11 protein-coding genes and 2 tRNA genes are annotated in these 15,842 nt (G+C 43.2%); all 13 read left to right on the plus strand.

What is annotated here, in order from left to right; all coding sequences use genetic code 11:
• Positions 1 to 271: 271 nt before the first annotated feature.
• On the plus strand, positions 272 to 586 hold the full coding sequence (gene cutA / locus ACWB0I_RS03455) for a divalent-cation tolerance protein CutA (protein ID WP_479386642.1): 315 nt from the start codon (positions 272 to 274) through the stop codon (positions 584 to 586).
• The gene (locus ACWB0I_RS03460; RefSeq protein WP_479386643.1) at positions 583 to 1,473 is read left to right on the plus strand and encodes an eIF2B alpha/beta/delta subunit family protein; all 891 of its coding nucleotides are present in this window, start codon (positions 583 to 585) and stop codon (positions 1,471 to 1,473) included. The genes cutA and ACWB0I_RS03460 overlap by 4 nt, the downstream gene beginning before the upstream one ends.
• A 2-nt stretch (positions 1,474 to 1,475) precedes the next feature.
• Complete coding sequence (locus ACWB0I_RS03465) at positions 1,476 to 1,682, plus strand: AbrB/MazE/SpoVT family DNA-binding domain-containing protein (RefSeq protein WP_479386644.1); 207 nt, start codon at positions 1,476 to 1,478, stop codon at positions 1,680 to 1,682.
• Positions 1,679 to 2,116, plus strand: a complete 438-nt coding sequence (locus ACWB0I_RS03470) for a type II toxin-antitoxin system VapC family toxin (protein ID WP_479386645.1) — start codon at positions 1,679 to 1,681, stop codon at positions 2,114 to 2,116. Before ACWB0I_RS03465 ends, ACWB0I_RS03470 begins: the two co-directional genes overlap by 4 nt.
• A complete protein-coding gene (locus ACWB0I_RS03475) occupies positions 2,113 to 2,817 on the plus strand; it encodes a hypothetical protein (RefSeq protein WP_479386646.1) in 705 nt (234 codons plus the stop codon). Before ACWB0I_RS03470 ends, ACWB0I_RS03475 begins: the two co-directional genes overlap by 4 nt.
• On the plus strand, positions 2,817 to 3,647 hold the full coding sequence (locus tag ACWB0I_RS03480; RefSeq protein ID WP_479386647.1) for a hypothetical protein: 831 nt from the start codon (positions 2,817 to 2,819) through the stop codon (positions 3,645 to 3,647). Before ACWB0I_RS03475 ends, ACWB0I_RS03480 begins: the two co-directional genes overlap by 1 nt.
• Entirely contained in the window at positions 3,647 to 5,194 is a 1,548-nt protein-coding gene (locus tag ACWB0I_RS03485) for an alanine/glycine:cation symporter family protein (RefSeq protein ID WP_479386648.1), read from the plus strand. The genes ACWB0I_RS03480 and ACWB0I_RS03485 overlap by 1 nt, the downstream gene beginning before the upstream one ends.
• 53 nt (positions 5,195 to 5,247) lie before the next feature.
• Positions 5,248 to 5,320: transfer RNA gene (locus ACWB0I_RS03490), tRNA-Lys, on the plus strand.
• Between the two features lie 587 nt (positions 5,321 to 5,907).
• A complete protein-coding gene (locus ACWB0I_RS03495) occupies positions 5,908 to 9,783 on the plus strand; it encodes a sensor histidine kinase (RefSeq protein WP_479386649.1) in 3,876 nt (1,291 codons plus the stop codon).
• Positions 9,784 to 10,947 carry a PP2C family protein-serine/threonine phosphatase gene (locus ACWB0I_RS03500; protein WP_479386650.1) on the plus strand — a complete coding sequence of 388 codons (1,164 nt, stop codon included), beginning with the start codon at positions 9,784 to 9,786 and terminating at the stop codon, positions 10,945 to 10,947.
• A 1,110-nt stretch (positions 10,948 to 12,057) separates the two neighbouring features.
• Positions 12,058 to 13,197: a cysteine desulfurase family protein gene (locus ACWB0I_RS03505; RefSeq protein ID WP_479386651.1), complete on the plus strand. Its 1,140-nt coding sequence runs from the start codon at positions 12,058 to 12,060 to the stop codon at positions 13,195 to 13,197.
• Entirely contained in the window at positions 13,194 to 14,357 is a 1,164-nt protein-coding gene (gene thiI, locus ACWB0I_RS03510) for a tRNA uracil 4-sulfurtransferase ThiI (protein WP_479386652.1), read from the plus strand. Before ACWB0I_RS03505 ends, thiI begins: the two co-directional genes overlap by 4 nt.
• A 128-nt stretch (positions 14,358 to 14,485) precedes the next feature.
• Positions 14,486 to 14,558 (plus strand) — tRNA-Lys (locus tag ACWB0I_RS03515).
• Positions 14,559 to 15,842 lie beyond the last annotated feature (1,284 nt).

Here is a 15,842-nt window from a genome sequence, read left to right on the forward strand (position 1 = left end):
AATGCTTCTCCCTTACGCCTGATAATGTTTTTTGCGATATGTACTGAGGCCGTCGGGGCATCGGTAGAAATGACGATTAGGGCGGGTTTCAAGCGCAGGTCGGAAGGCCTGCTTTATTGCTTCTAATTGTAATGATAATTTCACTAAAAGATTATTGAATCCGGTCGAACCAACAAATTTACACAATGGGCAGAAAATGCTTGCATCGATTACCATAAATTTGTAATCTTTAGCGAATTTAATAGGTCTTCATGAGTGGAATGATAAATTGATGGAAATCGTAGTTTTTTGTACAGCTCCTGACCAAAAAACAGCAGAGCAGATTGCCCTGGCCCTGGTAGAACAACAGTTAGCGGCCTGTTGTAATATAATCCCTGCCATCACATCTATTTATCAATGGCAGGGCAAAATTGAGAAAGATTCCGAAGTTTTATTAATCATAAAAACAAACAGGAAGTTATTTTCTGAGCTGGAAGCTGAAATTAAAGCACTACATCCCTATCAGGTGCCCGAAATAATTGCTTTAGCCATTGAAAAGGGGAGTGCTGAGTATGTGAAATGGATGCATGAGGTACTCAGAATATGAAGAGAATTCGCACGGCTTCAGGTAAATGCCCTGATGCTTATGCTTTGCTTTTTGATTATTACGCGCATTTTCTTTCCAGGTTAGAAGATGCTTCCAGTCAAAATCAGCTAAATTGCGAACGTATTTACGAAGCAATGCACGAACGAGCTAAAGAATTGATTAAATCGAATCCTAACAAAGCCATTATCAGACGAAGTACACACAATGTGTTGAGTCACTGCAAACGGGGTTTGAGTTCTGGAAAAGACAATGCACATATCTTAGAAATGATTCAGCAAAAAATTCATCACGTACTCGCTGAAATTGAGAAGAACACACAGAAGATTGCTGTGTACACTGCCAGGGCCATTGCCCACGGTAACCGAATATTAACGATGAGTAATGATTATCTTGTATTACGCGCCCTACTGGAAGCAGAACGACAGAAGCGCCGTTTTGAGGTATTGGTGTTAAAAACCGACCCGCCAGGCGAGGGGATTGAGTTCGCTGAGATTTTAGCCAAAAATAAGATTCGCGTGACGATTGTTCCTGATAGCCAGATGGCCATCTGTTTACCGGAAGCCAATCTTGTTTTATTGGGGCCAGAACGCATTTATGAAAAAGGATTCATCCATCGCGCCGGCACCATGCCCCTTTCTTTAACGGCCCATTTTCTGAATATTCCGGTTTACATTCTTGCCGATACGCAAACCATCTTGTTGGAAAAAGAAAGATCTATTAAATTTTATCCCACGGATGAAAAAGAGGTTTACAAGCCTAAAAATAAAAATATTCACGTATTCAACATGTATTATGAAAAGATACCTTTCGATCCCATCTACAAAGTTATTTGTGAAGATGGAATCTTTGAGATGAAAGAGTTTATCAACTGGTTTTTAGCGGAGTAAATATGTTATCAGGTTCGTTTATTGCCGAAATAACGGAAAAAAATCGGATTGAGATCCCGGCCGAAATCTTGAATAAGCTGGATTTGCAAGAGGGCGATCGGGTTGAGGTCTCGCTCAAGCGGATTCGCCCCGGTAAAATTGGCATCCGAATTGCCAAAAATCCGCTCTCGAAGTTGATCGATTTAGCAGGGGAGTCAACAGATCAATGAAAATTATGACCACCTTTATTGACACTTCTGCCTGGCTGGCAATCATTGATGCTCGAGATGATCACCACCTTGCAGCTAAAAATTATTTTGAAACTCTTTTAGAGCGCGACGCCAAGTTGGTTACCAACAATATCGTCATTGACGAAACTCTGGATGCCTTAAAAGAAATCAAAGGCATCGAATTGTGTGCCGATTTCATGCGCATTATTGATGAATCGCTTCTAACGATTAAATTGAGAATGGATTGGATTTCGCGACGCGTCAGGCGCAATGCGATCAATAACTTTTTGAGATCAACGAATCCAACCTTGCTCATGCGTCATTTTTTCATTAAAGAAACTTTAAAACGTAAAAAGGTTGATATCATCTTTTCTTTTGATCAGACGCTTGCGGAATTCAATTTACCACTAATGCCACAAGCAGAACAAAAATGAATTTAATGTTCTACGATCAGTTACAGATTCAGGAAAACGACTTTATCTTTTTTTGTGGCGATCACTCCAGTGAATTGCTTCGTAATTTGCTGGCCAAAGAGCTGGCCAGTCAGGGGCAAAAAGCAATGATTTGTTCTGATGCGCCTTTGAAATATCCTATAGAAGGGCAAATTCTGGTAGATATTGATTCCAGCTTACTGAAAGAGAAGTTGAAATCAGAGTCATCGAAAATTATCTATCTTTGCCGGGCCATTGAAAACGAATTATTGCTTCCTGTGGAACAGAAACCGTTACGAAACATTCTTCAATCCCGAATGTCGGGTGTGCGTTTTCTGATTCAACTGGTCGGGGCTGAGAGTCATGCTCTTTTAATAGATCGCCCGGCTGAACGTACCTGTTTGATTACTTCATTGAATGCCCAGACCCTCGAGCCACAATTGAGACAATTTTTGTCCGACTTTAAATCGAACAAACAGTTTGCCTCAGCCTTGAGCAAACATTGGCTGGAAACAGTTCGCCAATTTTGTCCCCAGGAAATTTTTAACCAGGAATTACCTCCCTTTAATCGTTTTTTATTCATTAATCAAATCAAAACCCTGGTTGATGAAAACAGGATGATCGGCATTCTGAGGAGTTTAAGTGGACTTTACGATAAAATTTTCCTGGGGGATATCAACGATCTTAAAATAAAGGAAGTTTAATGAAATGGCCTGTGATCATTGTAACCGGAAGCGGAGATGAGGCTACTGCAATTACACTCCGGTTGGTACGGTCTGGATTTAAAGTCATTCTGGTAACCCAGGCCAAACCCATTGACCTGCATTTCCATCGAAACTTTACGCGCCTGGTCTATGCCGGACAGGGCCAGATTGAAGGTGTACAGGCCTTAACCTTCAGTCAAGCTTTACTGCAGGATTTAATCTCTCCGGAAAAGAGCGTGCTGGATTTTATCTCTTTCGCCTTAGCTAATCGCCAGGTACCCATTGTCTTTTTAGATGATCTCAAACGGGGACAAATCATACCCGCCCAATATTTGGTAAAACTCAGTGCAAGCATTTTTGAATCTTTGAGTTTGCACCTGGCGGAAGAAATCAAAATCATTGGTCTTGAAGCGGAAGAGGGCGTGGCCTTCTGGGTTGCATCGCAGGGAGCGCAATTAGGTCAGGTACAATACCCCTTTTGGGAAGAGAGGACAATTCATTCCTTCCCTCCCCGCCCATCGCCCCGCAAGATCATTGAGGCGCCTTTGGAAGGCGTATTTACGGCCAGTAAAGAAGTAAATGATCGCGTCTTTGAAAGGGAAGAAATCGGAAAACTGAATGAAATTCCCATCCTTTCGCCTTACAATGGCGTTATTACTGGCTTAATCAATAGTGGTGTTTTAGTCAGACCACATTCTCCGCTGGTCGAGGTAACCACCGGACGTGTTGAAGCCGATGCGCGCCAGCTTCCGGCTGAAGCCTTTGCCCTGGCCGGAGGCGTTTTAGAGGCTATTCTTTATGATTGGAAAAATGCTCAGGAGGAAGCTTAATGGCCGAACAACTCTTGCAATTTTTTACGCAAGCTAAGGACCTGGTTTGGGGGGTTCCGCTTCTGGTTTTGTTGGTAGGTACAGGAATCTATTTAACCATTTTGCTCAAGGGCCTGCAAATCCGTAAACTTTTGCATTCGCTGTATTTAGGATTGATTAAGCGTAAGGAAGAAGGAGATGAACCCGGCGATATCAGCCATTTTCAGGCTTTGATGACTGCACTTTCGGCTACCGTGGGAACGGGTAACATTGCCGGTGTAGCAACCGCCATCACGGTGGGAGGCCCGGGCGCCCTGTTCTGGATGTGGATTACCGGCTTGTTTGGCATGGCCACCAAGTACAGTGAGGCCGTGTTGGCTGTAAAGTACCGTCAGGTTGATGAAAATGGCACCATGAGCGGCGGCCCAATGTACTACATTCAAAATGGCTTGAACATGCGCTGGCTGGGTATTCTGTTCGCTCTTTTTGCCGCTGTCGCTGCTTTCGGAATTGGAAATATGGTACAGTCCAATTCAGTGGCCGAAGCCTTAAACCTGAGTTTTAATATTCCCAATACATACACCGGACTGGCTTTAATGATCCTTACGGTTCTGGTGATTGTGGGTGGGATCAAAAGTATCGGACGAGTTACGGGCTTTCTGGTGCCGGTGATGATCCTATTTTATTTTGGCAGCGCTTTAATCATTTTGTTGATCCATCTTGATAAATTGCCTGCGGTATTTGCCTTGATATTTAAGAACGCTTTTACCGGTCATGCAGCAAGTGGAGGATTTTTAGGTTCCACGGTCATGCTCACCATTCGCTGGGGCGTGAGTCGGGGGGTTTTTTCCAACGAATCCGGACTGGGCAGCTCGCCCATTGCTGCCGCAGCCGCTATTACCAAACATCCTGTTACTCAGGCTCTGGTCTCCATGACGCAAACATTTATTGACACTCTGGTCATCTGTACAATGACCGGTCTGGTCATTTTGCTTTCAGGACTTTGGACCGCTGAACCCCTGGTTACGGGCGCCAAACTAACATCGAATGCGTTTTCCGCTACATTACCTGCGTTTAGCTGGTTACCGGCCAATTACGGCGGTTTAATTGTTTCCATAGGTCTGGTTCTTTTTGCCTATTCCACCATTTTAGGCTGGAGTTACTATGGCGAAAAAGCACTTGAGTATTTGACAGAAATTGGACCGGGTGTGCGTAAATTTATTGCCTATTTGTTAATTTTGATTACCTTGATTCCTTTTTACATTGTTCAGCACGCTCAGACAGGAAAGACCTTACTGAGTACCTTTCTTATTTTAATTTACATATGGGTGTATTGGAAAGTAAGACAATCCTTATGGGAACCTGATCTTAAGTCCATTGTCATTCTTTATCGGGCCGCTTTTGGTGTATATGTGCTGGTGGGCACTGTTGCCCAATTGGAACTGGTGTGGATCATGGCCGATGTCTTTAATGGCTTGATGGCCTTCCCTAATCTAATCGGCCTGTTGGGACTTTCCGGAGTAGTGGTCAAAATAACCAATGATTATTTTAAAAATCAGGAAATTTGATTTGACACGATTTTAAGAAATAATTATATTAAACGACTTATGAAAAGACAAACGAGCCAGTAGCTCAGCCGGTAGAGCAGCGGCCTTTTAAGCCGTTGGTCCGGAGTTCGAATCTCCGCTGGCTCACGTTTAAAGCCCGGGTTACTCCGGGCTTTTGTTTTTTTAGCGAGAAGCCGTCGGGTCGGAGTTTTCTGTCAGGGATGCCGACTGGAGCCATGGAAGGCTCCTGTGTTCAGTCACTCATTACGAATTACGAATTATTTTAAGTTAAGAAGGTGGCAGAGGTGGAGGAAGAACAAGGCGCAGCCTGTTGGAGCGCAGCGAAAATCCCGTTTTCGGGGACAGGCCCGTCTGGCAGCACCAGCCTGACAGGCCCGTCTGGCCAGACGGACAGGCCATTCAACAATTCAACAGATTTACTTCCTCACACAGCACAAAAATTTTTGCATCCCGCCGTGCGGGATAGAAGTTTTAAGGGAAGTATTCTAAACAAAATTTCCCTGTATCAAAATCCATTTCAATGTGCACTTACCTTTGCAAATTCAAACTGCAGAACACAGCCCATTGGCCTAAGAGAAAGACCGGAATTAACCATCACGTTAGAATCCAATCGAATTAGTAAAGCTACACTTTGTTTCTTAACGTTTTAAAAAAAAGCCTTTTTATGAAGCAGGATGGAATTTTGTGTGGATTAAGACCGTTTGAAGAGGGGAATGTCCAAATTACAATCGGTTGAAAAACTCCCACCTGATGTGTGTGTTCTATCCCGGTTAGGAGGCGTCATATTTAAGATTGTCATGCGTTCCTATTTAATTGAGTTCCTATCGATCAGTTTTCTTCTAATATCTTTATTTAATAACCACCTATTCGGCCAGTCATCATCCCTGCCACTGAATTATGAAATCGGCCAACCCTTTAGTCAGTATTTTAGTCCCAAGGACTACGCCGGTTTGCCCGATAACTGGACGATCGTCCAGGATAAACGGGGTATGATGTATTTCGGTAATGAATCGGATATCCTGGAATATGACGGTAGTAATTGGCGTAGAATCAAAGTACCTTATTCTGCCAGCGTGCGCTCGCTGGCGCTTGCCGATGATGGAACGATCTATGTTTGTGCCTATGGAAGTTTTGGTTATTTGCAGCCAGATTCTCTGGGCCGATTGACCTACCATTCATTAAGACAGGCCTTGCCGGAAAAATATCAGGCAACGGGACAAATGTGGGATGTTGTCACCTCTTCAGAGGGTGTATTTTTTAAAACCGAAAAAAAAATCTTTAAATGGAGTAAGGGGCAAATGACGGTTTTTGATTCAGTCACTGCTTTCCGATTGTACAACATTAACGATAGAATTTATTCCAGAAATCAAGGTGTGGGGCTGATGGTGATTGACGGAGATTCTCTGAAAGTAATGCCAGACGGTGGTTTCTTTTCAGATATCGGTGTTTATGATATGCTCCCGTTTTTTTCTCCTGCACTAAACAAACAGGGTATTCTAATTACTACCAATTCCGATGGATTATTTTTCCATGATGGGAAAAAATTTCAGGCTTTTAAAACCAATGTCGACGCTTATCTGATCAGAAATCAGGTTTATAATGCCTGTCTTTTGTCCGATGGCCATATTGCGCTGGCTACCCAGCGGGGGGGCGTAGTTATCATTGATGCCTGGGGACACCTGGTACGCATCCTCAATGAAACGAACGGATTGCCAAGCAACGTGATTTACGATGTCTTCATGGATAAACAAGGCGGGTTGTGGTTGGCTACAAGCAACGGGATCGTCCATTGTGAACCGACATCTCCCTTTTCAATCTTTAAAAATAGCGGGGTGTTAAAAGGCTTATCCAGTTCGGTCATTCGCTTTAAGGATACCGTTTATGCAACCAATGAATTTGGCGTGCTTTACCTTGCGCCAGGCAAACCATATTTTCAATTAGTTGAAGGCAGCAATAAACCGGCTTACGAACTATTAGTCTATGAAGGTACCCTGTTTGCCGGAACAAATTGGGGGCTGGTGGTCCTTGATCAGCATAAATATCAATTCTATTTATTCAGAAGGCAAACAGCTGAATTGATAGCTTCTAAAGTTTTTCCGGGAAGAATTTACGCCGGCACGCGTGAAGGCTTAATCGTAATTCAAACAGACGAACAAGGTCACTTTAACCTCAAATACAAATTCGAGGCTGAGGATGAAGTGTATTCCATTGTAGAGGAAAAGGACGGCAGCCTCTGGCTGGCAGGGCATTTTATTGGCCTGTACTTTGTTAGCGGGGCCATGGATGAATTAAGTACTGGGCAGAACGCCAATGTTACATTTAAACGCTTCAATAAAAAACCAAATTTACCAGGTAGTGAATGGCATATCTTTAATATCCAGGAAAAAATGTATTTGTCCACAGACCAGGGCTCTTTTAGGTTTTCCGGCAAAGATGAAACGTTTATTCCTGATTCTGTTCTTGGATTAAATCTTGCCAGTGCAAAGAACACGGTTCTATTGATGGAAAAAGGGCATAATCATCATTCCTGGATTTTAGCCCGAAACGATGGAGTAAATCAATTGGGTAAGGCTCTTCTTCAGCAGGATGGAACCTATAAATGGCAACCCGATCTTTTATTTAATAGATTGGATTTAAAGAGCGCCAGAGCCATCTACCCGGATATTGATCCTAAAACAGGCAGAGAAATATTATGGATTTCGACCGATGAGGCACTGGTGCGTTACAATCCGGATATTTTGAAGTCCTTAAATGGTTCGTATTCAACCCTCATTCGCCGGGTAACCATTGGCAATGATTCTCTTCTTTATGGAGGGGCGGCTCCCCATTTGCCGAAGAAGACCCGTAAAGTAGTGCTCCCCTTTTCGAATAATGCCATTCAGTTTGAATTTACTGCTGTTAGTTTTGATAAGCCCGAAGGTTCGCAATATCAATATCTACTTGAAGGCAACGATGAGCAGTGGTCAGATTGGACCACAGAAAACAAAAAAGAGTACACAAATCTTTCAGCGGGTGACTTTGCCTTCAGAATTCGATCAAAAAATGTTTACGAAAAAGCCGGGTTTGAAGATGTTTTCTATTTTACTGTTCTGCCGCCTTTTTATCTCACCTGGTGGGCCTATCTCCTCTATGGTTTATTCTTTTTAGGCGGACTGTTTACAACTGATCGTATCATGCGTAAGAAGATTATCAAAAAGGAGCGGGCCAGGGCTCAGCGCCGGGAAGAAGAATTAATGCTCAAACAGGCCAAAGAGCTCGAATCGATTGATAATATTGTTCGCCTGGTCAATAAAGAGATATCGCTTGAAAATTTATTAAAAGTGCTGTTGGAGCAGGGGATGAGACTTTTCCCACAGGCCGATAACGGACTGGTTTTGATTTTTGATCATAAGACGCAAAATTTTAAATTGGCCGAATCGATCGGGCATAACATTGTAGATCCTCAAAACATGATGGCAATTCCCCAGCAAACCGTCCAGAAATATGCAAAGCATGCCAATGAAGCGGAAAAGGGTGTTTACATCATCAAGCATTTTGATGCCTTGCAAAATCAGGAGCCGTTTAATGTACAACCGTTGCCCAAAGCGTTGATCATGATGAGTGCAACCTGGGATGGAAAGTTAGAAGGGCTGGTTGTCTTTTCCAATCTTTCCAGGCCGGAAGCTTTTGGTAAAACCGACGCGCGCAAATTGCGCCGTTTTCGGGAACATACCAATTCAGCCATTGTAAAAGCCAGAATCTTAAAAGAACTTCAACAAACAAACGAAAAAATCATTCAAACCAGGCAGCAATTGATTACTCAGGAAAAATTGGCCTCTTTAGGGCAGCTAACGGCTGGCATCGCGCACGAAATAAAAAATCCGCTCAACTTTGTAAATAACTTTGCGGAAATTTCTGTTGATCTGATGGAGGAACTTCGGGAAGAATTAAGTACGCAAAAAGAGGTTATTAATGACACACAATGGCAAAAAATTTCCGAAATCGTCAAAACTTTGGAAAATAATGCGCAACGCATCAATGAACATGGCAAGCGGGCAGATCGGATTATTAAAAGTATGTTACAGCACTCCCGTGGAAAACCGGGGGAACGACGTGAAACGGATCTCAATGCCGTTCTGGATGAAAATATCAATCTGGCTTACCACGGCTTGCGCGCTCGAGATAAATCATTCAGGATTACCATTCAAAAAGACTTTGATCCCCATTTGGGTAGCCTTAAAGTGGTGCCGCAGGATATTAGCCGCGTCTTTTTAAATATTTTACAAAACGCCTTTTATGCTGCAAACAAAGGTACGCAAGGCGAACCTATGCTCTCGGTCAGCACAAAAAAAACAGCCGATACTGTGGAAATAGAAATCCGCGATAATGGGCCAGGCATACCGGAAGACATTCGCAATAAAATATTTAATCCTTTTTTTAGCAACAAGCCAGCGGGAGAAGGAACAGGATTAGGCCTGTCCATTGCCTATGATATTGTAGTCAAAGAACATGGCGGTAAAATTCATGTTGAGACCAGGGAAGGGGAGTTAACTACCTTTAAAATTAGCCTGCCCATTGAAAAAAGAGACAGGCAGATAAAGGAGCATTAAATGGCGCATCGCATCCTTATTGTCGATGACGAACCGGACCTGGAAATTTTAATTCGTCAGAGATTTCGCAAACAGGTTATTCAAAAAAAATATGAGTTTGTCTCTGCTTACAACGGGGTTGAAGCACTGGAAATTTTACAACAGAATCAGGAAATCGATCTGGTTCTGACTGATATCAATATGCCTCGGATGGACGGCTTAACTTTATTGAAGAAAATCAGGGAATTAAACAACCCAACCCTCAAGGCCATCGTCATTTCAGCTTATGGTGATATGGAGAATATTAGGTCGGCAATGAACCAGGGCGCGTTTGATTTTGTTACCAAACCGATTGACTTTACCGATTTAGAGGTGACAATCCATAAAACGTTGGAGGAGGTGCTGGAAATTCGGCAAGCCCTGGAAGCCCACCATCTTTACATTGCCATGCAAAAAGAATTGGCGATTGCCAGGAATATTCAGATGGCCATTTTACCGGATCATCAAACGTTTGGCCTGGATGGCCAGAAGATTCATTTAGCAGCAGAGATTATTCCAGCAAAGGAAGTGGGCGGCGATTTTTACGATTTTTTCTGGATCGATGAAAATCGTTTAGGCTTTTGCATTGGCGATGTTTCGGGCAAAGGCATTCCGGCAGCCATCTTTATGGCTGTCTGCAAAACGGCTCTAAAAACGTTTGCGGTAAAAGGCGCATCACCTGATGAATGTCTGAGCACCATAAATAATACTATGTTCCGGGAAAGTCCCAGTAATTTGTTTGTGACTGCCTTTTATGGAATTCTGGATATCCGCAATGGAGAGATGGAGTACGGCAATGCCGGGCACAATCCCACCTTTCTTGTCAATAACGCCGGGGAAGTCCAGCCCCTGCCTCAGGTCAATGGAATTCCCTTAGGTTGTGTAAAAGATTATTTGTACGATAAACAAAAAATAAAAATGGAAAAAGGGGAGTTGCTATTTTTGTACACCGACGGTGTCGATGAAGCCATGAATAAAGATGACAATGAATTTTCTGAAAAACGATTAAAAAAGCATTTAAAAGCGCTGGCCGGAGAAAGCGTATCCGATTTGAATAGAAGGATGATTGATCAGGTGCAGCTTTTTACATGCGGTGTTGAACAATCGGATGATATCACCATGCTTTCGCTGCGCTACGTTCCATGAAATAAATCTGTCCATCAAAGAGCCATTGATGAAGTTTAGCCATAAGGCAGCAAAGCCGCAACCTTTAAAAAACCGCAAAGGGCGCGAAAAGGTAATTTTAATTAAAAATTACGAATTGCGAATTTCCATGTAAAACGTCAAGTCGTGCCGGAGAGCTGAGGCCCCGTGCCGCGTGTCATTTCGACCTCGCTTTAGCAGGGGAGAAATCCCTTACACTGGCATGGCAAATTTTCCGCTGGCGTGGAAAAGTGTATGTGTGTAAGAGTTAAGAGTGTAATAGAATACTTCCTTCAAAAGATAAAACGCTTTAGCATGTGAAAATTTTTATGCAGTGTGAGGAAGTAAAACCGTTGAATTGTTGAATTGTTGATTGGTTGAATGGTTGAATAAGCATCGGGCCGCCCATTGGTCATAAATGGGGCACGTATAAGAAATCCCCAATACATGTTAAAATTTCACACACAAGCCTTCCCCCTCTCCCAGATTTTTATTCTGGGAGAGGGGCATCGAGGGGGGGGAGGGCAATTAATTTTTAATTTGAAAAATGCTTGGAGTTTTTTGCAACTTCTTTACGCTATTTGCGGTTAGTTTTGGTTGCGGCTCTGCTGCCTTAGTTAATTAGTTGAATGGTTGAATAGTTAAATGGTGCTGAGTGTCATTCTGATTCCCGCTTTATCGGAAGAAGAATCTCTTACAGTGGTAGTCTGAACTCACCCTCGCCCCGATTTTCAGGTACAGGCCCGTCTGGACGGCTATCCAGCTGGACAGGCCATTCAACAATTAAACCATTCAACAATTCAACGGTTTTACTTCCTCACACAGCATAAAATGATTGCACGGTAATGCCTTCCATCTTCTGAAGGAAGTATTCCCAAAACAATGTTTTTCGTGCATTTGTGAATTTAGTATGTGCATTGTGTTTTATTAATGGTAACAGCTTTCCTTGCTTAATTTAATTGTGAAATCATTAAAAAGTAGCGAGATGAGCTTTCTTCCTGCACCATTTGGGTTGGGGCAGTGTAGCCATCTATTTCCAATTTCAAAATATATTTGTTCCATAGACTATTTATTGCGAAATTTGTGCCCGAATGAAAAGGGGAAAAGGATAGTATGAAGAGATATTATTTTGACTATGCGGCCAACACCCCGCTTGATCCGCAGGTCCGAAAGACGCTGAACGATTTTTACGCATCTCATTATGGAAATTCGGAAGGGATGCATGCGTTTGCCCGTGAACTTAAGGCGCATCTCGATCATTCCCGCGCCTATATGGCCCGGTTTTTAGAGGTCAAGAGTTCGGAAATCATTTTTACTGGTTCGGCCACTGAGAGTAATAATTTTGTGCTTAAAGGTCTGGCTCAGCGCCATAACGACAAGAAACACATTATCATCAGCGCTATTGAACATGCCTCCGTGGTTCAAACGGCCCGCTACCTGACCAGGCTGGGATTTGAAGTAGAAGAGCTGCCGGTCAATAACCAGGGCCAGATCGATCCCGATCAGCTTAAAAAGCGCATCCGGCCCAATACACTGTTGGTTTCGGTAATTTGGGTAAATAATGAACTGGGAACCATACAACCATTGAAAGAGATTGGCGAAATCTGTCGGCAGGCTGGCGTCTATTTTCATAGTGATTGCGTGCAGGGCTTTGCCAAATTGCCCTTGAACGCTTTGCAATTTGATCTGGATTTTTTAACGGCTTCTTCACATAAGATTTATGGTCCTGTGGGGGCAGGACTGGTTTACGTCAGAAGCGGTATTGAATTGGAACCATTATTACATGGCGGGGGCCAGGAACAGGGCTTGCGATCTTCCACCGTCAATGTTCCGGCCATTGTGGCTTTTCAAAAAGCCGTTGAAATATATGACAGGGAACGGGATGCTGAACTGCGACGAATACGAAATTTTCGCCAGAAACTGTTAAATAGAGTTCAAAGCGAAATTCCTGAAACTCGTGTTAATAGCCCGGAAGATGGGGTACCGCACATCGTAAACCTTTCTTTTAAGGATGTGGATGGCGAACTGCTGGCCATTTATCTTGATAAACAGGGCATTGCCGTGTCCACTGGCTCAGCTTGCTCCAGCGGCAAAGTGAAGGGAAGTCGTATTTTGCAAGCCATCCGTCTGCCGGACGCTTTCAGTCGTGGCACCATTCGCATCAGTTTTGGACGTTTTACGACGGATGAACAGGTCGAATACCTGATAGAACATTTGATGACAGCCGTAAATAAACTGAGAAGCATGGCATGAGTCAGATCTTCTTATGTCATTACAGTGAAATCGGATTAAAAAAGGGCAACCGTAACTATTTTGAGCGTATTTTAGAAACCAACATGCGCCACAGCCTGCAGCGTTCTTTACCCCAGGTGAAGTTTGAAATTAAAAAGGAACACAAGCGTTTTTTGGTCTATTTTCAGGATGATGTGCCGCTGGACAAGGTGCGTTTTACCCTGGAGCGTGTATTTGGGTTGGTCAATTTTTCGCCGGTTACACCCGTTTCCTTGGACATGAATGCCATCAAAACCAGCGCGCTTAAACTGATGGAGTCGCGGCCGGAAAAAACATTTGCTGTGCGGGCCAAAAGAGCTGATAAGTCTTTCCCTTTAACTTCACAGGAAATTAATGTGCAGGTAGGGGCTGCGATTGCTGAGACTACCGGAAAAAGAGTCGATTTAAGCCAGCCGGAAATCACCTGTCACATAGAAATAATGCGTGACCGGGCTCTGATTTTTGTCGATCGCTTTGCTGGCCCTGGTGGGCTTCCGGTAAGTTCCAGCGGCAAGGTGCTTACTTTGCTCTCCGGAGGATTTGATTCTCCGGTGGCTGCTTATTTGATGTTGAAACGGGGCGCTAAAAGTGCCTTTATCCATTTTCATTCCTATCCTTACACCAATGCCTTTTCGCAGGAAAAGGTCATTGAGCTGGCCAGGATTTTAAATCAGTACCAGTTTAATAGCAAGCTGTTTATGGTGCCTTTTGCCGAAACTCAGGAAGAGATTGTCTTCATTTGCCCGGATAAATTGCGTGTGATTTTGTACCGGCGTTTCATGATGCGTATTGCCGAGCGGCTGGCCCGAAGGGAAGGTTTTAAAGCAGTGGTAACCGGCGAAGCACTGGGACAGGTGGCTTCGCAAACTCTGGAGAATATGGGCGCTATTGAACAGGTGATTACTCTGCCAGTTTTGCGTCCTCTGGTGGGAATGGACAAAGAAGAAATTATTGCCATTGCCCGTAAAATTGGCACTTACGATATCTCTGTAAAACCACATGACGATGCCTGTACGCGTTTTATGCCCCGCAAACCAGAGACGCGGGCCAGGTTAAATCAGGTTTTACAGGCGGAGACCGCACTCGACGTAGAAGGCATGGTTCAGAAGGCTTTAGAAAAGATTGAGACGGTGGAAATCTGATTTGCATTGAGCATGAACAATATGTAAATTTGCAGTCTTAAAATTTACGGGCCACTGACTGTTATGTTTAACCGGTCGGGCAGAGCATTACATTTAGGGTGTTTTTAAAATCGGCTAAGATGCAAAATGCACCTGTAGCTCAATTGGTAGAGCAGCGGACTCTTAATCCGTTGGTTGAAGGTTCGAGTCCTTCCAGGTGCACTCAATAAAAACAAGGGCTTATGAGTGATTTTCATAAGCCCTTTTCTGTTTAAAAATAATCAGTGGTAACATATTAGAACGCTTTAGCGTGCGAAAATTTTTATGCAATATGAAGAAACAAAACCGTTGAATTGTTGATTGGTTGAATGGTTGAATAAGCATCGGGCCGCCCATTGGTCATAAATGGGGCACGTGTAAGAAATCCCCAATACATGTTAAAATTTCACACACAAGCCTTCCCCCTCTCCCAGACTTTTATTCTGGGAGAGGGGGATCGAGGGGGTGAGGGCTAATTCGTGAAATAACTTCTGCTGTTGGAGGGAAAGCGTTAAGAGTGTAAGAGTTAAAGGGTTAATAGGCACTGACCTGTCATTTTTTAACGAAGTTTTTTGGTTGCGGCTCTGCTGCCTTAGAATACTTCCATTGTAAATCTTTCGCACAAGCGTATGGAACCGTTTCAACGGTTTACTTTTATACATTTGAATATCTCTCTTAATAAATCTGTCACACCCGGGCTGAATGCAAAATTTTTGATGCTTCTTGGAGGGAGAAAGAATTGGAATAATATCTAAAAAAACATGTAAGCACGCAGGCCTAACACAGCCGAATAGGTTCATGTTTCAGCATCCCACGTTGAAGTCCCGTAGGGACGAAATATTTGTAGCCCACCGCGTCAGCGGTGGGTAAAGCAAAAACACAAAAAACATGAATCGTCCTGTAAGGACGAAATAAGAAACCGTTTCAACGGTTTACAAAACTGAACATTGAATAAAATCTCCCGTTGTAGGAAGTTTTTAAACACAACGTGAGGCTTAATTTCGTGTAACCATCTTGCGCAAAACATCTATGCCGCAAAAGCTTTGGGGCTGAACCATTAAAAAGTCCCGTAGGGACGAAATATTTGTAGCCCACCGCGTAAGCGGTGGGTAAAGCAAAAACACCGAAAACATGAATCGTCCTGTAAGGACGAAATAAGAAACCGTTTTAACGGTTTACACTTCTAAATTTCCTCTGTGTTTGTTTTAATCATTCCTTAAATTGCTATCCCGCCGACATTTGTTTGAATCCAAATCTAAAGTTCACTATTTTACCCTTCAAAAAATTCAGGAGGAATTGTGAACAAATTCATCGTATTTTTTTTGATGTTGTTTTTAATTATTTTCTCTAATGCCTGCAAAGAGCAGCTCGTGCCGCCTAAGAATATCATTGTGCTTATTGCCGATGGATGTGGTTACAATCAGGTGGCAGCAGCAGATCTTTATGCATCTGGAACGACAGGTCAGT

Source organism: Caldithrix sp. (assembly GCF_056497305.1).

Coding starts and splice junctions, on each gene's coding strand:
- ACWB0I_RS03480 (WP_479386647.1), top strand. CDS start 2,817: ATGAAATGGCCTGTGATCATTGTAACCGGAAGCGGAGATGAGGCTACT.
- cutA (WP_479386642.1), top strand. CDS start 272: ATGGAAATCGTAGTTTTTTGTACAGCTCCTGACCAAAAAACAGCAGAG.
- ACWB0I_RS03465 (WP_479386644.1), top strand. CDS start 1,476: ATGTTATCAGGTTCGTTTATTGCCGAAATAACGGAAAAAAATCGGATT.
- ACWB0I_RS03505 (WP_479386651.1), top strand. CDS start 12,058: ATGAAGAGATATTATTTTGACTATGCGGCCAACACCCCGCTTGATCCG.
- ACWB0I_RS03495 (WP_479386649.1), top strand. CDS start 5,908: ATGTCCAAATTACAATCGGTTGAAAAACTCCCACCTGATGTGTGTGTT.
- ACWB0I_RS03460 (WP_479386643.1), top strand. CDS start 583: ATGAAGAGAATTCGCACGGCTTCAGGTAAATGCCCTGATGCTTATGCT.
- ACWB0I_RS03475 (WP_479386646.1), top strand. CDS start 2,113: ATGAATTTAATGTTCTACGATCAGTTACAGATTCAGGAAAACGACTTT.
- ACWB0I_RS03485 (WP_479386648.1), top strand. CDS start 3,647: ATGGCCGAACAACTCTTGCAATTTTTTACGCAAGCTAAGGACCTGGTT.
- thiI (WP_479386652.1), top strand. CDS start 13,194: ATGAGTCAGATCTTCTTATGTCATTACAGTGAAATCGGATTAAAAAAG.
- ACWB0I_RS03470 (WP_479386645.1), top strand. CDS start 1,679: ATGAAAATTATGACCACCTTTATTGACACTTCTGCCTGGCTGGCAATC.
- ACWB0I_RS03500 (WP_479386650.1), top strand. CDS start 9,784: ATGGCGCATCGCATCCTTATTGTCGATGACGAACCGGACCTGGAAATT.